The organism is Streptomyces sp. NBC_01750 (genome assembly GCF_035918095.1).
In the GTDB taxonomy this organism is placed as follows: Bacteria; Actinomycetota; Actinomycetes; order Streptomycetales; family Streptomycetaceae; genus Streptomyces.
The window spans coordinates 4350006-4367495 of sequence record NZ_CP109137.1 but is presented as its reverse complement, the minus strand read 5'-3'; the positions used below and the strand labels follow the sequence as shown (position 1 = coordinate 4367495).

Sequence of the window (17490 nt, the reverse complement as noted above, 5' to 3'; positions counted from 1 at the left end):
GCCACACCACCCCACGGTTGGTCCGTATTCCCCCTCTGCCCTGCGGCCTGGGAGGGACCTCTTCCACCTTCCCTCCGGACCGTGGCTCAAAGCGAGCGGGATACTGTTGTGCGCATGCGGATCCATGTCGTCGACCACCCGCTGGTGGCGCACAAACTCACCACGCTGCGCGACAAGCGCACCGACTCCCCGACCTTCCGGCGCCTCGCCGATGAGCTGGTCACCCTGCTCGCGTACGAGGCCACCAGGGACGTGCGCACCGAGCAGGTCGACATCGAGACCCCGGTGACCGGGACGACGGGCGTGAAGCTCTCGCACCCGCGCCCGCTGGTGGTGCCGATCCTGCGGGCCGGCCTGGGAATGCTCGAGGGCATGGTCCGGCTGCTGCCGACCGCCGAAGTGGGCTTCCTCGGGATGATCCGTAACGAGGAGACCCTGGAGGCGTCGACGTACGCGACGCGGATGCCCGAGGACCTTTCGGGCCGCCAGGTGTACGTGCTCGACCCGATGCTGGCCACCGGCGGCACGCTGGTCGCGGCGATCCGGGAGCTGATCAAGCGCGGCGCTGACGATGTGACCGCGGTCGTGCTGCTCGCGGCGCCGGAGGGCGTCGAGGTGATGGAGCGCGAGCTGGCGGGCACGCCGGTCACCGTGGTCACCGCCTCGGTCGATGAGCGGCTCAACGAACACGGCTACATCGTGCCGGGCCTGGGCGACGCGGGCGACCGCATGTACGGGACCGTGGACTAGGGATTCCTCAGCACTTCCTGGAGGGCGCCGGAGCGGGATTGGCCAGGGTGGCCAGAGCCGCGTCGGCGTCCTTCTTCGCATCCAGGGTCTTGAACGCCGTGCCGATGATCAGGTCGACATCCGCCGTCTCGCGGGTGTCGGTCTTCAGCAGGCTGCCCCGGAGCTGGGTGCCGAGCACGCGGAAGGCGCCCTCGTACGCGTTGGGAGCGCCCAGCAGTATGGCCGTGCCCGGGACCTTCTTGTCGTACGCCGCCGGGGCGTTGCCCACCTTGCCGATGGCGAAGCCGCGTCTTTTCAGCTCGTCGGCCGCCGCCTTGGCGAGGCCGCCGCGCGGGGTCGCGTTGTAGACGTTCACCGTGATCTGGCCCGGCTTGGGCGCCGGGGGCGCGGCCGACAGCCCCGGCGCGGGCTTGCAGTCCGTCTTGCGGCTGCCCGCGGATGTCTTGGAGTCGCCCGCGAAGACGTCGATGAGCTGCAGCGTTCCCCAGCCGGCCAGGCCGAGGGCGACTGCCCCGGCGATGACCGCGGTGACGATCCTGCGGCGGTTGCGAGGGCGACGCATACGCGGGTAAGTGTCGCCCGTGATGCGGTACTTTCCGCCCATGCCGGGGGGAGTGAGCATGCTCATGAGCGCAGCGTAATGCGGGCCGGTGCCAATGCCTACTAGATGATCAATCGATTGCGTCCGTAGGGTCCCGAAAGGGCCCGAAAGGCTCAGTCGGGCCGGCCGTCAGACCGGTCCCGGGCTCAGCCCAGTTCGAGAACGCGGGCGTGCAGTACCTGGCGCTGCTGCAGCGCCGCACGCACGGCGCGGTGCAGGCCGTCCTCCAGATAGAGGTCGCCCTGCCACTTCACGACATGGGCGAAGAGGTCGCCGTAAAACGTGGAGTCCTCGGCGAGCAGCGTTTCCAGGTCCAGCTGGCCCTTGGTGGTCACGAGCTGATCGAGGCGGACCGGGCGCGGCGCGACATCCGCCCACTGCCGGGTGCTTTCCCGGCCATGGTCGGGATACGGCCGCCCGTTACCGATGCGCTTGAAGATCACACGGAAAGCCTACCGGGCAAGCGGCCGTCGGCGCAGCCACGCGACGCCAGTGCAATGCTGGGCAAAATGATGCATACCGGAAATTGGGGGCTGCCATGAGCGCCGGCGAACAGCGGCCGAAGGCGCCGGAAGCGGAAACGCCCGCAGATATGTCCGGGACGGATGAGGCCGCGTCCGCCGCGGCGGACGCGGGGTCCGCGCTGCCGCAGCCCGCGCAGGAGATCGCCGCCGGATATGCCCTCACCCGGGCCGCACTGGACCTCGGAGCCCTGCTCTGGGACGACCGGTGCCGACCCGAGGCCCAGATCCGTATCCCGCTGTCGATGCTCAACCGGCACGGTCTGGTCGCCGGCGCCACCGGCACCGGAAAGACCAAGACCCTCCAGCTGATCGCCGAGCAGCTCTCCGCGAACGGCGTGCCCGTCTTCCTCGCCGACATCAAGGGTGATGTCTCCGGCATCTCGGCCTCGGGCGAGTCGGGCGCGAAGGTCCAGGAGCGCGCCGGGCAGGTCGGGCAGGCGTGGGAGGCCAAGGGATTCCCCTGCGAGTTCTACGGCCTCGGCGGCATCGGCCCAGGTATTCCGCTGCGCGCGACGGTCACCAGCTTCGGCCCCGTACTGCTCTCCAAGGTGCTCCAGCTCAACCGGACGCAGGAGCAGTCACTCGGGCTGATCTTCCACTACGCCGATTCCAAGGGTCTGGAGCTGGTGGATCTCAAGGATCTGCGGGCCGTGGTCGCCTTCCTCGTGTCGGACACCGGGAAGGCGGAGCTCAAGAACATCGGCGGACTCTCCACGGTCACCGCCGGGGTCATCCTGCGCGCGCTCACCGCCTTCGAGCAGCAGGGCGCGGGTGGCTTCTTCGCCGAGCCGGAGTTCGACACGAGTGAGCTGCTGCGGACGGGCGCGGGCTCGTGTCCGTACTGGAGCTGGCCGCCGTGCAGGACAAGCCGCAGCTGTTCTCGACGTTTCTGATGTGGCTGCTCGCGACCTCTTCCACGACCTTCCCGAGATCGGTGATGTCGAGAAACCGAAGCTGGTGTTCTTCTTCGACGAGGCGCATCTGCTCTTCAACGGGGCGTCGAAGGCGTTCCTCGAGTCGATCACGCAGACGGTGCGGCTGATTCGCTCGAAAGGGGTTGGCGTCTTCTTTGTCACGCAGACGCCGAAAGATGTACCGGGGGATGTGCTGGCGCAGCTCGGCAGCCGGGTGCAGCACGCGGTGCGCGCCTTCACCCCGGACGACGCGAAGGCGCTGAAGGCGACGGTGAAGACCTTCCCGGACTCGCCGTACGACCTGGAGGAGGTGCTGACGGGGCTCGGCACGGGCGAGGCGGTAATCACCGTGCTCAGCGACAAGGGCGCTCCGACGCCGGTCGCGGCGACCCGTCTGCGCGCCCCGCAGTCGCTGATGGGCCCGATCGACGTGGCGGCCCTGGACGAGGCGGTGAAGTCCTCGCCGCTGTACTCGCGCTATGCGGAGGCGGTCGACCGGGAGTCGGCGTACGAGAAGCTGACTGCCGAGCAGCAGGCGGCGGAAGCGGCGGAGGCGGCGGCGGTGCGGGCGGGGGAGGAGGCGAAAGAGACCGAGGCGGCCAGGGCGCCCAAGGCCCCGCAGAAGCAGGAGGAGTCGCTCGCCCAGCAGGTGGTGGGCAGCGGGATCTTCCGGTCGCTGGCGCGATCGGTGGGGACGCAGCTGGGACGCGAGATCTCACGGTCCCTGTTCGGCACGGCGCGCCGCAGGCGGTAGCCCTTGAGGGGCGCGGTGGCTGTATAGGCGGCCCCGTCTCCTCCGGTCCGGCAGCAGGTTCGTCCTCGGTCGCCGGACGGGCTTGATTCCAGGCCCGTCCGGCGACCGAGGACAGCGCGAACCTACTCGGTCACGTCGTGGTCGTGACCGTCGTGCAGGCCGCCGCCGCTGCCTGCTTCACCACCCGTCGGGACCGTGACGACCGGCTTGCGCAGCGAGCTCAGGTCGTGGGCGTACGTGCCCACCGCATGGGCGATGACGCCGATGTTGACGGCGAACGCCTTCATGTCGATGTTGCTGATGTTGTCGCACTTGGCGTGGTAGCAGGAGTCGTACGCCACCCCGGCCGTGCCGCCGAACTTCGCTGCCTGGGCCGCCGTCTTGATGCCCTCGGCGCCCGTGAACGTACCTCCGGACGGGATGCCGACCTCGATGAACGGGCCGTAGTCCGAGCGGCCCGTGAAGTCGGTGCCCTCGTGCGGCTTGCCCTGCTTGTCGAGGAACTCGTTGATGTCACGCTCGAGTTGGGCCGAGCCGGCCGGGCCGGGGCCCGAGCCCACGCCGTCGGAGTCGTCGCCGTCGTAGACGAAGAGCCCGTAGTTCGGCGAGGCGATCATGTCGAAGTTCAGGTAGAGCTTGATCTCCTTCTTGCCCAGCGAGCTCAGCTGGGCGACGTACGCCTCCGAGCCGAGCAGGCCGTTCTCCTCCGCCGACCACCATGCGAAGCGGACCTTGTTGGCCGGCTTTGCCTTGGACTTGGCCAGTTCCTGGGCGACTTCGAGGAGTCCGGCAGAGCCGGAGCCGTTGTCGTTGATGCCGGGGCCCGCAGTGACCGAGTCGAGGTGCGCGCCGAGCATCACGGTGTTGGCGGCGTTGCCGCCACGGGTCTCCGCGATGACGTTGTTGGTGGAGCGCTTCTGCTGCAGCTGGCGGATCTCGAAGGAGATGTCCACCGGGCCCTTGGCGACGTCGGTGGCGAGCTGCTCGCCCTCGGCCCTGGTGATTCCGCCGGTCGGTATCCGGCCGGTGGCCGGGTCGCCGAGGGTGCCCGACAGCGCGCCGTCGGTGTTGTTGTAAATGACCGCGCCGACCGCGCCGGCACCGGCCGCGGCGGCCTGCTTCTCGCCGAAGGTGCAGCCGCCGCGCTTGATCAGCGCGATCTTTCCGGTGAAGGTCCCCGAGGCGTAGTCGGCCGGCTCGCAGCCGGTGGTCGCATCCACCGGCACGGCGGCCAGAGAGGCCTTGATGCCGCCCACCGGAGTGGACTTGGTGTACGTCATCGCCTTGATCTCGACGGCGCGCGGCGCGGGCGAGATCACGGAGAACTTCTCGACCTGCGTCTCGGTGTAGATGAAGTCGAACTGCTGGTACGAGACGTCGTAGCCGTACTTCTTCAGCTGCTGATAGACGTACGCGGCGGAGGCGTCGTGCCCGAGCGTCCCGGCGGCGCGGTTGCCGTCGGTGGTGTCGGCTATCTGCTGGAACTTCTTCAGGTGCTGGAACGCGTCCTCGGCGGACGACTTCTCGACCAGTTTCCTGGCGAGCTTCGCTGCGTCCTTGGCCGCCTGTTCGCCGGGGTTCTGGCGGGCTGCGGAGGGGGAGGCGGATGCCAGCAGGAGCGGGGTCGCGAGTGCGGCTGCGGCCAGAGTGGCCACGGCTCTGCGATGGGTTGCCTTCACAGAGGTCCTTCCCATGTTTACGAGGTTGAGGGGAAGTTAGCGATCTCTGCGAGTTCTGTGAACAGTTGTGCCCCAACTCACGGCGCATTTGTCTGCATTGACACCAGGAGGTGATCAATCCACTTCAACACGCCGTGTTTCAGGCCTTCTTCGCCGCCTTGGCGGCGCGTTTCATCTCCTGCTTGTGCTCGCGCACCTTGGCGAGTGACTCGGGACCGGTGATGTCGGCCGCCGAGCGGTAGCCCTTCTCGCCGTACGCTCCGGCCGCCTCGCGCCATCCCCTGGGCTGTACCCCGAACTGCTTGCCCAGCAGCGCCAGGAAGATCTTCGCCTTCTGCTCGCCGTAGCCGGGCAGCGCCTTCAGCCGCGCCAGCAGTTCCTCCCCGGTCTCCACATCACGCCAGACGGCGCTCGCGTCGCCGTCGTACTCGTCGGCCAGGTACTGGCACAGCTGCTGCACCCGCTTGGCCATGCTTCCCGGATAGCGGTGGACGGCGGGCTTCTCCTTCAGCAGCTCGGCGAAGGCATCCGGGTCGTACGCGGCGATCCGGGCTGCATCGAGATCGTCGGCGCCCATGCGCTGCGCGATGGTGTAAGGGCCGGAGAACGCCCACTCCATCGGGACCTGCTGGTCGAGCAGCATGCCGATCAGCGCGGCGAGCGGACTGCGGCTGAGCAGCTCGTCGGCCTCGGGCTGCTGGGCGAGATGAATCGTGGGGCTCATGTCACGATGATCACCCGGTCGCTGACGTGCCGCCAGTCCCACGCGGGCGATCGGGTCGATCGGGTGGGCTGTGCGACGGGCTCGGGCTCCGGCTCCGGCCGGGCTGTGTGCCGGGGCCTCCCGGTTCGAGCCCTTCGTCCATGGTCCGCGACGCGAGGTACGGCGGCAGCGTCGGGTAAGCCTGCCGGGAGCTGCCGAGATCTGTTGGATGAGGATGCTTTCCCTCGTTCCGCGGATGCTGGGACAGTGGATACATGCACTCAGTCGCAGCGCGGCAGTCTGCCGGCGAAGCACTGTCGCGGCACGCGTGGGGGGATGCGTACACGGTCCTGTCGGCGGCCGACGGGCAGCATCCGCTCGATCCCGACGACCTCGAGCGGCTCGCGCTTGCCGCCCACATGACCGGTAGAGATACCGAGAGCGACGAGGTGTGGGCGAGGGCCCACCATGCCTGGCTGAGCCGCGGCGAGGTGCCGCGGGCCGTCCGGTGCGTGTTCTGGCTGGGCCTCGACCTGGTGTTGAGCGGTGAGTGGTCCCGCAGTACGGGCTGGATGGCAAGGGGACGCCGGCTGCTCGATGCCGAGCGGCCTGGCTGCGTGGAGGAGGGATATCTGCTGGCCCTGGAAGGCCTGCAGAGTCACTTCTCCGGGGATACGGCCAACGCCAAGGCCGTCGCCGAGCGGGCTCTGGCGTGTGCGACGCGGTTCGGGGACCGCGACCTGCTGGCCTTCGCCATGGTCACCGTCGGCGAGAGCCTGATCCGGCTCGGTGAGGTGGGAGAAGGGGTCGAGCTCCTGGACGAGGCTATGGTCGCGGTGACGGCCGGCGAGGTGTCCCCGGTCGTCTCCGGACTCGCGTACTGCGCGGTGATCGCGGCCTGTCATGAGATCTTCGACCTGCGCCGGGCCCGCGAGTGGACGGCCGAGCTGTCCCGATGGTGTGCGTCGCAGCAGAGGGTGGTGCCGTACCGCGGTGTGTGCCTGGCGCACCGTATCGAGATCATGCGGTTGCACGGCGACTGGGCGGACGCTCTGGACGAGGCCGGCCACGCGTGCCGCTGGCTGCGCTCCATGCCGACCGCACGGTCCGCCGACGCCGCCTACTACCAGCTCGGTGAGCTCCACCGGCTGCTCGGCGAGCACGGGAAGGCGGACCAGGCCTACCGTGAGGCCAGCAGACTCGGACACACCGCCCAGCCGGGACTGGCGCTGGTGCTCCTTGCCGCGGGAGATGTACGAGCCGCCGTACACGCGATCCGTACGGCGCTCGACGGCGCCGGCGACCAGGCGTCGCGGTGCCGGATCCTGCCGGCCTACATCGAGATCATGCTGGCCGCGGGCAGGACTGAGGACGCACGGACCGCCGAAGAGGAACTGGCCGCGGTGGCCGAGACCCTGGACGCTCCCCTGCTGAACGCGATCAGCGCGCAGGCGAAGGGGTCGGTGCTGCTGGCCGCCGGTGAGGCGCGCGGCGCGCAGGCGGTGCTCGGCCGTGCCGTGGCGACCTTCCGCGAACTCGACGCACCGTACGACGCCGCGCGGGCCCGGCTGCTGATCGGGCTGTCCTGCAGGGAGACCGGCGACGAGATCACCGCCCGGCTGGAGATCGAGGCCGCCAAATCCGTCTTCCGGGAGCTGGGCGCCGCTCCGGACCTGCTTCGTGCCGAGCAGCTTGCCCTCAAGGCGGAGACCAGAGCGGCGAGTCTGCTCACGGCGCGCGAGCGGGAAGTACTGCGTCATCTGGCGGTGGGGAAGTCGAACCGGGCCATCGCGGACGACCTGTTCCTGAGCGAGAAGACGGTCGCCCGTCACCTCAGCAACATCTTCGTCAAGCTCGGCGTCTCATCGCGCTCGGCGGCCACGGCGTACGCCCATCAGCACGGTCTGGTCTGACGGCAAGGTCCGGTCCGGTCTGGTCTGACGGCACGGTCCGGTCCGATGGCAATGCCTCGTCCGGCGGGCAGCCTCATCCGGCGCCTACGAAGAAATACCCATGCCCGGGAGTGGACGTTCGCGGGAAGCACCGCACCCTGCCTGCCCGCTAGCGTTTTCGTCGATGAATCCCTCCTCGCCGTGAGAGGTGACGTCATGTCGAAACACGTTTACGACGCCGTGGTCGTCGGGGCCCGCTGCGCCGGCGCACCCACAGCGATGCTCCTGGCCCGCCGGGGCTACCGGGTGCTTGTGGTCGACAGGGCGACGTTCCCGAGCGACACGGTCTCCACTCACCTCGTCCATCCGCCAGGACTCGCCGCACTGGACAGCTGGGGACTTCTGCCCCAGGTGATCGCGAGCGGCTGCCCGGCGATCGACACCTACTCCTTCGACTTCGGGCACTTCACCATCGAGGGATCGCCGGCCGGCAATGGGTTCCGGGCCGCGTACGCACCGCGCCGTACGGTCCTGGACAAGATCCTGATCGATGCAGCGGCCGAGTCGGGCGCGGAGGTGCGCGAAGGCTTCACCGTCGAGAACCTCGTGATCGAGGGGGACACCGTCACGGGGATCAGGGGCCACAGCGCGGGCGGGAGGAGCGTCACGGAGTACGCCCGGGTCGTCGTCGGGGCCGACGGCATCAACTCACTGGTCGCGAAGGCCGTCGGCGCCGTCCGGTACGCCGAGAAGCCGAAGCTCCAGTGCAGCTACTACTCCTACTGGACGGGGCTGCCGATGGAAGGGCGGTTCGAGACCTACGTACGGCCCGACCGGGCATTCGCCGCATGGCCCACCAATGACGACCGGACCGTCGTCATCTGCGGGCTGCCGATCCGCGACTTCGAGGCCAACCGTGCGGACATCGAGGCCGGTTACCTGGCCACCATGGCGCTGGTCCCGTCGTTCGCCGAACGGGCCGGCTCGGCCGCTCGTGTGGAACGACTTGTCGGAATGGCGGTGCCCAATTTCTTCCGGCAGCCGTACGGACCCGGCTGGGCACTGGTCGGCGACGCCGGCTACCTCAAGGACTTCATCACCGCCCAGGGCATTCAGGACGCGTTCAGGGACGCGGAACTGTGTGCGCGGGCGCTCGACGAGACCTTCACCGGCAGCCGGACGTTCGACGCGGCCATGCATGACTACCAGGAGAGCAGGGACACCCAGGTCATGCCGATGTACGAGTTCACCGCCGAGCTCGCTGCGCTGGATCCGCCACCGCCCGAGCTGCAGCAACTGCTCGGTGCGGTGTCGCAGAGCCGTCCGGCGATGGACGCCTTCGCCAGAGTGGCGGCCGGTGTCACGTCGCCGGCGGACTTCTTCTCGGACGAAAGCGTGGACCGGATCATGGGCGCGGCGATGTTGAGCGGGTGACCGCGGCGTCAGGATCTGTTGCGTGTACGGGAGCGGTATTCGGCGACTTTCGCGAGGTTGCCGCAGCGTTCCATGGAGCACCAGCGGCGTCGGCGGGCTTGCGAGTCGTCCAGGAGGAGCAGGGCGCACTCGGGGTTCGCGCACTCCTTGACCCGGACCAGCAGAGGGCCGCTGACCAGCAGCACCGCATCGCGGGCCACCGTCGCGAGGGCCCGAGCGTGGCGACGAAGTCCAGGCAGGGGGGCCGCCGATGCCTGCGGCGGATAGCCGACCGGGTCGCCGCCGGTACCTACCGCGTTCCGGTGGAGGCGGCGTTCCCGCTGGAGCGGGCGAGTGAGGCCCATGAGCGCCTGCACCGGCGCAGCACGCGGGACAAGATCGTGCTCACGGTCGCGTAGGACACAGCAGAACCGGGTGGATCACTGTGCCGGGATCCCGTGGAGGAGCGCGCCTCGCGTGCCGTCGTTCAGGCCCAGTTCGAGCAACGACTGCTTGTCGGCCGGCAGCGGAGAGTCGAACTAGGCGGGCGTGACGCCGGTGACGGTGAGGATCTGTTCTGCCGATCTGCAGTTGCTGTCCTGTACGGCCATGGCCATCGCGGCGCGTGCGGCCGATGCGGCGGCCTGTGTCGGGATCACCAGGAAGGAGAAGTGGTCCTGAGGCCCGCGAGTGATGATCATTGTGTTGTCGTCGACGGCGGACCAGTCGATATGGATCGTGCGGTCATCGATGGTCAGGTGGCCCGGAGCGTGGTTCCAGGCGCTCGCGTCCAGGCCGACGCTTGCGATGGGGCCCAGTCGGGCAGTCAGGGCGGTGATCAGGCCGGGCAGTTGGGTTTCGATGTCACGGGAACTCGGCCACCATGCGCCGTCGAACAACCCCACCCGGCTGGAGGTCGTCTCCATCCTCAGCACAGCCGCGCCGGGAACTATCGGCTGATCGCTGGTGTCCTCGAGAAGCAGGAGTGGAGTCGGGATGCTGGAATCGCCAGTCATGGGACGCCGCCAATGTGAGGACTCTCCTGCACGGGCCGACTGTGCATGGTGTCTCACTTCCGCACGTGGCGGCGCTGCCAGAAGCGCCCGAAGTCTCCGACGTGATGGCCGCGGCGAACACCAGTGGCACTCGAAGCTGCGTGTCCCCGGAACTTGGGTGGAACTGCCGTGGGACGAGTGCGCAGGTTCCACTTGGAACGGCCGTAGGGGAAGGCCGCGATGCGTTCGTCGTGCTGTGTGTTGAGCATGTGAATCGCGAGCGCGCCCAGAGCGATCATCGCCATGAGCACGAGCACGGTGACGAAGGTCCCCACGGTCCTCACATCCCTTCCGCCGGATCCGTTACCTGAGCAATGACTTCTTGGACAGGTGAACCTGCCGGGCGGCCTGCTCCATGGCCGCCTTCGGAGTCCCAGACCATCTCCCGGGTCGAATCCCAGTCGGCCTCCGCTGCGACGCGGAAGAACTCCGCCTCCTGGATCAAGGCGCTCGCTGTGAGACTGCGCGTTGGGTCAGTGGCCGCGGCCATCAGCCGGGCGGCTGTGCCAGGACCGACCTCAGGTGGGATCACCAGCAGGTCCCAACGGCCGGTGGTGTAGGAGAGCAGCAGCAGTTTGTGGGGGTCTTGCTCGGCCTTGAACCAACCCACATGCACCACATGCCCGGCGACGGGCACCTTCCGTGGGATGACCGACCAGAACGTGGGGTTCACCGTGACGCGGGTGATCCGCCCCCACAGCGGGTCGAGTGCAGCCGTCAGCGCGGGAAGTTCCGCCGTCAGATCGCGGGAGCGGGGCCACCACGCACCGTCGAGCAGTGCCGCAGTGTTGGCGGCCGGCGCCAGCATGAGTCGGAGGGGCAGCGAAGAGGTCCGGTCTTCGACCGCAGGCGTATGCAAAATGGTCCCTGTCATGACGCGGACCCTGCCCCGGGCCGGTCGAAACCGGACCGGTGTCGTGAATCGCCGAAAACGACACGAGCAGTGGAAGCTCGTGCACGAAGTGTCCTCGGTATTTCGAGGGTACTCCCGGCCGACGACCGCCGGTGTGGTTCGAGTCCGCTGCCGCGGTCAGCGGATGGGACGCCGCCGAGCACCCCGGGACCAGCGCACGGCGACAAAGGCCACGTCGGCAACGAGGAGCACGATGCCGATGATCAGCAGATAGCCCAGGCCCTCTGCTGCCACGCCGATGATTCCGAGTGCGACGGCCATGAGGACGAGGAGCAGGAAGAGCACCATGACCCGTAATCCTTCTTTGTGTGAGTTGTACCGAGCGTCCTTTGTGCTGGGCTGTACTGAGCGTCGGGGGGTCAGCGGCGCGCGAGTTGCCGTTCGCCGTTGGCGCCTGGCTGGTAGGTCATGCCGTAGTGCTGGAAGATCGCTTCCTCCTGCTCGGCGGGCAGGACGTCGTCCGTGCCGATCGAAGGCGCCTTCCTCACCAGTCCCTTGGCGTAGGAGACCTTGAGGTAGCCCGGGCCGAGGATGGCCTCGTTGAGGGGGACGAAGACCAGGCGCTGGCGGCTGAGCAGTCCGGTCCGGACGGTGGCCACGGCCGGTTCGTCGGTGGTGGTGTCCACGTAGACCGCTTCGAGCACGCCGATCTTGTGCTGCTTCTCGTCGACGACATCGTGGTTGCGCCACTCGCGGATGTCGGCTGCCTGGATCATGCCCTCTCCCTCCTGAGCGGGACACCGGTCGCTGCGAGCCGTCCCAGCGGATCACCAGCCGGTGCGAGCCGTCCCACGGAATGCGACGGCCGAGCACCTGGATCGGTAGCCCCTCCACTTTTCCAGCCTGCCCCCGCCGACCCCTGATGCCACGCTCACACACCCCCCAGTCGGATCCGCGCCTGCCCCGCAGGCGCGCCCTGGGATCTTCCGCGCTGTCGCACGTCGGTGGGACAACGACCCCGGCGTATACACGCCGGGGCCGCCCTTCCGGGTGGTTGCACGTGAGATGCACCAACCCACACTCAACTTTACTGCCCGTTTGTCCGTTATTTCTGGCACAGCGGAAACAGGGACAGTGTGGCCATCGAAGGGCTGGAGCGCGGCCCGAGCGCTGCGTCAACCGTGCTCTTCTTCCTTGGCCTCCATGAGCCGAATGCCTTGGTGTGTCAGCGTGACCATGGCGGGCGTATTGCCCGTGGTCCAGTCGACCGCGATCAGGTCCTCACCCACCAGATAGGTGCAGGCGGCAGCCAGATCCTCTTCGTGGATCCCGAGACTGTGAAGCAGTCGCGCTCCGGTGACCCCCAGAAGGCGGTTGCCTTCACTGGCCTCGTACAGAGCCTGCATGATCTTCTCGCGGTACGCCTTCCGCTCGGCTAGAGATGCCATGACTGCCACCTTTTGGGGGAGAATTGCGCCTTGCGCAACGCGGCAGGTGCCGGGGCGTCGCACGGGAGCCGAAGGGGGCGGACTCTGCCGCAGCCGCGCATCTGAGGCACGGTTCCTCAGACCTCGTCCGCGTGCGGGCGGTCACCCGCTGACGTGCTGGTCACCAGCCAAGGCGGATCCGACTCGGCGGGCCCGGGGGAGTGCGTGGTGTCCACAGTGATGTGGAGCCGGGTTCCGCCCTCGGGGCCGGTGGGGTAGCTACGCTGTTCGGTCGAGGCGAAGCTGCGCCGGAGAACTTCTGCGACCCGGCGGGCGGATTCGGGGGAGTCGGCGACGATACGGACCTCGGCGAACGCTGCCCCGGGCACTGGTACCGCAGATTTCATGATGGCCTCGCTGTCCGGCGAATGATCTGCCCAAAGGTGTGAGGCGAAGGCGTCACACCCACCGCCGCCACTGTGGAACGCGCAGCTCCGTCCGCGGCCCTTCATCGCTCCGGTTGCCGAGCTTCAGCAGGAATTCGCTGCCGTCGAAGGTCGCGATCCTTTCGTTCTCACTGAGAACGGCATGGGCAGGCGCGCTCGAAATGGTCCCGGTGCTTTCACACTACTCCGGCGCGAAAAGGCGGCCGGTGCTCGCATCCGCTGCGCGCTCTGCCCAGCGGGCTCCGGAACGTGAGCCGCGCGGGGCGACTGCGGTCATTCCATGAGAAGTCCTCAGTGGGAGCTTCTGCGCCGTCGGCAACCTCAAGGGTTGGTTGCCTTCGGCTCAGTCGAGGGTGGCGAGATGATCGGCGTCGCCACCGCGCCACTCGATGAGGAGGAGGGTCGCGTCGTCGCTGGTGACGCCGCCTCGTTCCAGTTTCAGCGCGTGGGACAGCGCGCGCGCCACCGCCCGCACCGCCGTGTGGTCACGGACGACGAGGTTGGTGATCTCGATGAGTTGTTCCTCACCGAACTGTTCCCCGCCGGCTTGGCGCTCCTCGATCAGGCCGTCGGTGAAGCACAGGAACCGGTCCCCGGGCTCCAGCATCCGCTCGCTGACTTGCGGCTGCTCACCGCCGAAGCCGACCGGCAGCGTGGTCGGGCTCTCCAGCCGATCAGCAACGGCGCGGTCGCGGATCAGCAGTGGTGCCGGGTGGCCGGCGTTGACCCATTGCATATGGCCCGTGGCAATGTTCAGACTCATCATCTGCGCGGTGACGAAGTGGTCGGGCCCGAACTGCTCGTGGATGGCCCTGTCCATGAACTCGTACACCTGGGACAGGTCGGTATTGGCGCGTCGGGTGTGGCGGTAGGCGCCAATGGCCACCGTCGCCATGGTCGCGGCGTCCAGACCGTGGCCCATCGCATCAATCATGGCCACGTGCAGGATGTCGCCGTTGAGGGCGTAGTCGAAGCTGTCGCCGGCGACGTCGTAGGCGGGCTCCAGGATTCCGGCCAACTCAACCTGCGGGACGCTCATCGACAGCGGGGGCAGCAGCGACCACTGGATCTCGGCGGCCACGTTCATCGGGGCGCGGCGGCGCGCCTGGAAGAACATGTCGGTGTACGCGTCCTTGGTGACGATCACGTCGGCCACCAGACCGGCGAGTCTGCGCAGCAGTCGACGGTCGTCGTCATCGACACTCTCCAGAGTGACGGCCATTACCCCGATCTGGTCACTGCCGTCCAGCAGCGGCAGATACATCCGCACACTGCCGTCATGTGGCACTTCCACGGTTTTGCGGTTCAAGAACGCCGTGCCGGCGGGGGAGTCCTCGACCGGTTGGAGGTCACCTACGGTCAGCCGCCGGCCCGGCAGCGGCACCAGGAACATTTGCTCGTAGTCCTGCAGGAGGATGGAGAGGTTCCGGCCACCGATCCTGGACACCACTTCCGCGACGAGCGGGGCAATGAGCTCTGGCGGCATCTCGTGAGCCCGGTCCAGCAGCGCGCCCAGCAACCGCTCACCGAATCCCTCCGATCGGTCCACTCCGATCGTGCACGGCTTTTGCTCGCCTTCCATCGTCTCTGCCTGTATCCCTTCGTCCCGTTGATACGGGAGGCCCTACTGAGGCCCTACTGGCGGCTGTCTCCGGGGCTTTGACCCGGGCGGCCGGATGTTCGGCCGGGGGCCTGGAGGCGGTAGGAGCCAGTCCCGGTATCGACTCGAAGAGCCATTCATGCGATCACGTGCGCGCGTTTATTGCGCGACCGTTCGTCTCCGCGCAGCCTGACACCGTCAACTGGCCCAACGCGCCCATTGCGCCAACGGCGGCATGTCAAACCTGGTGAGGAGAGGTGGCTCTCGAAGGCGCAGCCATTTCAACTGCGCTGTTCACCCGGAGGGGACGACATGCCATGTGCGCCGACGGGACCTCGCCGCTAAATGCCGTTTTCGGTTCACCTGTACATCGATAAGCAGTAGATGTAGACATCTCATGCCATCATGACTCACTGGGTGGCCGTAGAACCGTAAATGCAGATATACACCGCCGAGGTCATGTGCGGGACTTTTACGTGAGAGTTGACCGGTAGATTCCATGCATGGGTCCGTCACCGTCTGGCGGCCAAAACTGCACTTCAGAGTAGGTTGTGATGACGAAGTGTGTGCACCGAAAAGAACCGGACAGTCAGTTGCCGGGCGGTCCGTCGGCATGATTGCATCCTGCGAGTGCGGGAGTCGTAATGAGTGGTGCCTGGTTTTGGGCAGCAGGCGACCGCAGAACCGGTCGAATTTACTTTGCGGTAACCGGCCGGCCCCAGTTCAGGAACCCAGAGTATTGAAAGGAAGGGAAAGTCATGCGTAACGACTTCACCCCTCAGGTCGAGACCGGCGAGATTTCCGACAGCGAGCTGGACAACATTTCCGGTGGCATGGCCGGCGCCGGCGCCCATGTCGCCGGTAACGGTGCCTCCCTGAGCATCGGCGACGTCGTCGGGACTGCTCAGTCCCTCGCGCCCGCCGTGCCTGTTTCGCAGGTCGCCGGCCTCGTGTCGGTGCGGACCACCGGAATCTGACACCGGCATTCCGCGGCAATGTGTTATGGCCGGGAGTAATTACTCGACCCACCGGTGCATCTGAATACCAGTAGGTTGGCCAGGACCCTGGAACTCCCCGGTTCCGGGGTTCATGCATGTTCCGGACGAGGCACCCCGAGCTCGGGCTGTCCCAGCAGCCTGCCGCCTGCGTCGCCTTCGCGGCATCAGAAACCGCGACGGACCGCCGTACCGAGCAACCGCCCGCAGTTCGGCGAGGACGCCCTGGCCGCCGCGTTCGCCGGCTGCCACGACCTGGACGCTTCGGGCATCATCACCCGACTCGGCGAGATTCTGGCCGAGCACCGCGGCGCCTGGGCCGGCGACGACACCGCTCTGCTCGCCCTGCGGGTCCCGCCACGTCCCTGACCAGGGCAAGGTGAAAGGGGACTGGAGTGGCAGCTGCGGCCGCAGACCGGCCGTCTGCAGGGCCACCGGATGCGTCACGGAAAGCCCCCGCGTCTACCACGTGGGGAAGCGGCTGCTGCGGGACGCGGGGGGTCCGAGACGCTGACTGTATGACGCTCGTCACACCGCGGCGACCGTGCTTCTCCTCTTGAGCGTGTCCCTTCCCTGACGTCGTCGCTGACTCGGTCACGGGCTGGGAGCATGGAGGGGCGGCCAGGATGCGCGCCCGGTACATGCACATCAGCGGTCCCATACCGCGGAAGGTCGCCCCGCACGCAGGCCGGCGACATGCTCTGGGAGTCGCCCGAGGGCAACTGAGACGTAAGCCGGGACGGACAACGCCGAAGGGCCCCACCGCGAACGGTGGGGCCCTTCAACGTATTGCCCGGTGAGAGCAATGGCGGAGGATACGAGATTCGAACTCGTGAGGGGTTGCCCCCAACACGCTTTCCAACTCTGCTGGTCCCCGTTCCTGGTAGTTCAGACCCGTTCAGATCATGCGTGTCGTCTTCCGCCGGCAAGGCCATGAACGAGCGCGAACTTCCACGGATGAGACTGCGGTTGAGACTGAGCGACAGTGCCAGGGGCTCCCTAGGAACGTATCGGGGAGTTGTTCAAGGCGTTCGCCGACAAGGCCGAGTTCAAGCGGCTGACTCTGATTTGGCAGGGGGCGATCCGCGGCGTGCTGCGTGATGACCTTCTGATCCGTAGCTCTAGCCGGAACGGTCAGCGGCGGTCATACGGGTCGCTTCGAGTCCGCGGAGGGGCGCTACCGGACGCCAGCAGTTGCCGTGGTTGCGGTATTGCGCTCCGTACGTCGTTTCTTGCTGTTCGGCTTGCGCCTGCGCGGTGATGCACCTGCGCTGCCATCGTGTTCCGCCGACGCCACAGCTGTTGGGGGTGCCACTAGAGACGCGTCACCTACCCAGACCGGGCCGAACGGCGAGTGACGGACGCCACAGGGGCAAGAATCAACGATCACGCCATAGGCCGCGCGTGCGTCAGATGTCGTAGACGCTCTCCCCACCCCCGACCCGGCATGGTGCGACTGCCCGCGAATCGGCGCCCTCCAACAGGGCTTACTCGACAGCCCGTTCGCAGCTCACGGTCTCGGGATGCGGATCGGGCCAAATTGACCATTCGTCAAAAGACGACTCAGAACGGGAGTTGACATGGAGCAGGCGGCTCATTGACCAGTGTTGTATGCGGAACCCGGTAAGCTCTTCCCAACATCTTCTTCGCGGCGTAATCCGTCGATCGGTTGACCCGATCGGGGCCGATCGGCTCCGCGACCGAGGGGAAGGTGCCGCGTATGGAAAACCCGCCGCAGGGCGGGGAGCGCAACAACCGGAAGATCGTCAAGAAGGTGTGCGGCTGGCTGACGCTTCAGGCACTGAGTGCCTGGCTGCGCCACCTGTTCGCGAGCTACCTCTAGGCGCGTAAGGCCCCCTGCTGCAACAGAGGGCCTTCCGGGAG

Annotated in this window: 20 protein-coding genes and 1 pseudogene; 8 read left to right on the top strand and 13 right to left on the bottom strand. The window is 67.5% G+C overall.

What is annotated here, in order from left to right:
* The first annotated feature begins 114 nt into the window (after positions 1-114).
* Positions 115-750: a uracil phosphoribosyltransferase gene (gene upp / locus OG966_RS19565; protein WP_326650997.1), complete on the top strand. Its 636-nt coding sequence runs from the start codon at positions 115-117 to the stop codon at positions 748-750.
* A 7-nt stretch (positions 751-757) separates the two neighbouring features.
* On the opposite strand, the gene OG966_RS19560 is transcribed toward upp, so the two are convergent.
* Both OG966_RS19560 and OG966_RS19555 read right to left on the bottom strand, forming a co-directional pair.
* A complete protein-coding gene (locus OG966_RS19560) occupies positions 758-1378 on the bottom strand; it encodes a LytR C-terminal domain-containing protein (RefSeq protein WP_326650996.1) in 621 nt (206 codons plus the stop codon).
* 119 nt (positions 1379-1497) lie between these two features.
* Positions 1498-1794: a type II toxin-antitoxin system VapB family antitoxin gene (locus OG966_RS19555; RefSeq protein ID WP_003955420.1), complete on the bottom strand. Its 297-nt coding sequence runs from the start codon at positions 1792-1794 to the stop codon at positions 1498-1500.
* A 95-nt stretch (positions 1795-1889) separates the two neighbouring features.
* Here OG966_RS19555 and OG966_RS19550 point away from each other — a divergent pair.
* A pseudogene (locus OG966_RS19550) lies at positions 1890-3543 on the top strand (helicase HerA-like domain-containing protein).
* Positions 3544-3665: 122 nt separating this feature from the next.
* On the opposite strand, the gene OG966_RS19545 reads toward OG966_RS19550, so the two are convergent.
* Together OG966_RS19545 and OG966_RS19540 are read right to left on the bottom strand one after the other, a co-directional pair.
* Complete coding sequence (locus OG966_RS19545) at positions 3666-5237, bottom strand: M28 family metallopeptidase (protein ID WP_326650995.1); 1572 nt, start codon at positions 5235-5237, stop codon at positions 3666-3668.
* A gap of 124 nt (positions 5238-5361) precedes the next feature.
* Positions 5362-5946 carry an HhH-GPD-type base excision DNA repair protein gene (locus tag OG966_RS19540; protein ID WP_326650994.1) on the bottom strand — a complete coding sequence of 195 codons (585 nt, stop codon included), beginning with the start codon at positions 5944-5946 and terminating at the stop codon, positions 5362-5364.
* Positions 5947-6200: 254 nt separating this feature from the next.
* Between OG966_RS19540 and OG966_RS19535 the strand changes: the two genes are divergently transcribed.
* Together OG966_RS19535 and OG966_RS19530 are read left to right on the top strand one after the other, a co-directional pair.
* Entirely contained in the window at positions 6201-7838 is a 1638-nt protein-coding gene (locus OG966_RS19535) for a helix-turn-helix transcriptional regulator (RefSeq protein WP_326650993.1), read from the top strand.
* A gap of 195 nt (positions 7839-8033) precedes the next feature.
* A complete protein-coding gene (locus tag OG966_RS19530; RefSeq protein ID WP_326650992.1) occupies positions 8034-9251 on the top strand; it encodes an NAD(P)/FAD-dependent oxidoreductase in 1218 nt (405 codons plus the stop codon).
* A gap of 8 nt (positions 9252-9259) precedes the next feature.
* Here OG966_RS19530 and OG966_RS19525 read toward each other — a convergent pair whose 3' ends face one another.
* On the bottom strand, positions 9260-9364 hold the full coding sequence (locus OG966_RS19525) for a CGNR zinc finger domain-containing protein (RefSeq protein ID WP_442806810.1): 105 nt from the start codon (positions 9362-9364) through the stop codon (positions 9260-9262).
* On the opposite strand from OG966_RS19525, the gene OG966_RS19520 reads away from it, so the two are divergent.
* Positions 9350-9649: a zinc-binding dehydrogenase gene (locus OG966_RS19520; RefSeq protein ID WP_326650991.1), complete on the top strand. Its 300-nt coding sequence runs from the start codon at positions 9350-9352 to the stop codon at positions 9647-9649. The two genes, OG966_RS19525 and OG966_RS19520, sit on opposite strands and share 15 nt — an antisense overlap.
* A gap of 120 nt (positions 9650-9769) precedes the next feature.
* On the opposite strand, the gene OG966_RS19515 is transcribed toward OG966_RS19520, so the two are convergent.
* The 8 genes from OG966_RS19515 to OG966_RS19480 all read right to left on the bottom strand — a co-directional run bounded on the left by OG966_RS19515 (position 9770) and on the right by OG966_RS19480 (position 14593).
* Positions 9770-10246 (bottom strand): DUF5994 family protein, encoded by a 477-nt coding sequence (locus OG966_RS19515; RefSeq protein ID WP_326650990.1) that lies wholly within the window; start codon positions 10244-10246, stop codon positions 9770-9772.
* A gap of 53 nt (positions 10247-10299) precedes the next feature.
* Entirely contained in the window at positions 10300-10560 is a 261-nt protein-coding gene (locus OG966_RS19510) for a hypothetical protein (RefSeq protein ID WP_326650989.1), read from the bottom strand.
* Positions 10561-10565: 5 nt separating this feature from the next.
* Positions 10566-11159 (bottom strand): DUF5994 family protein, encoded by a 594-nt coding sequence (locus tag OG966_RS19505; protein ID WP_326650987.1) that lies wholly within the window; start codon positions 11157-11159, stop codon positions 10566-10568.
* Between the two features lie 156 nt (positions 11160-11315).
* On the bottom strand, positions 11316-11486 hold the full coding sequence (locus OG966_RS19500) for a hypothetical protein (protein WP_326650986.1): 171 nt from the start codon (positions 11484-11486) through the stop codon (positions 11316-11318).
* A 71-nt stretch (positions 11487-11557) separates the two neighbouring features.
* Positions 11558-11914, bottom strand: a complete 357-nt coding sequence (locus OG966_RS19495) for a PRC-barrel domain-containing protein (protein WP_326650985.1) — start codon at positions 11912-11914, stop codon at positions 11558-11560.
* Between the two features lie 399 nt (positions 11915-12313).
* On the bottom strand, positions 12314-12586 hold the full coding sequence (locus OG966_RS19490; protein WP_326650984.1) for a hypothetical protein: 273 nt from the start codon (positions 12584-12586) through the stop codon (positions 12314-12316).
* Positions 12587-12702: 116 nt separating this feature from the next.
* Entirely contained in the window at positions 12703-12972 is a 270-nt protein-coding gene (locus OG966_RS19485; protein ID WP_326650982.1) for a hypothetical protein, read from the bottom strand.
* A 382-nt stretch (positions 12973-13354) separates the two neighbouring features.
* On the bottom strand, positions 13355-14593 hold the full coding sequence (locus OG966_RS19480) for a PP2C family protein-serine/threonine phosphatase (protein WP_326650981.1): 1239 nt from the start codon (positions 14591-14593) through the stop codon (positions 13355-13357).
* A gap of 776 nt (positions 14594-15369) precedes the next feature.
* On the opposite strand from OG966_RS19480, the gene OG966_RS19475 reads away from it, so the two are divergent.
* The 3 genes from OG966_RS19475 (at position 15370) to OG966_RS19465 (ending at position 17449) form a co-directional block, all read left to right on the top strand.
* Positions 15370-15588: a hypothetical protein gene (locus OG966_RS19475; RefSeq protein WP_326650979.1), complete on the top strand. Its 219-nt coding sequence runs from the start codon at positions 15370-15372 to the stop codon at positions 15586-15588.
* 75 nt (positions 15589-15663) lie between these two features.
* Positions 15664-15975, top strand: coding sequence for a hypothetical protein (locus OG966_RS19470; protein ID WP_326650978.1), 312 nt, complete (start codon positions 15664-15666; stop codon positions 15973-15975).
* A 1351-nt stretch (positions 15976-17326) separates the two neighbouring features.
* Positions 17327-17449 carry a hypothetical protein gene (locus OG966_RS19465; RefSeq protein WP_326650977.1) on the top strand — a complete coding sequence of 41 codons (123 nt, stop codon included), beginning with the start codon at positions 17327-17329 and terminating at the stop codon, positions 17447-17449.
* Positions 17450-17490 lie beyond the last annotated feature (41 nt).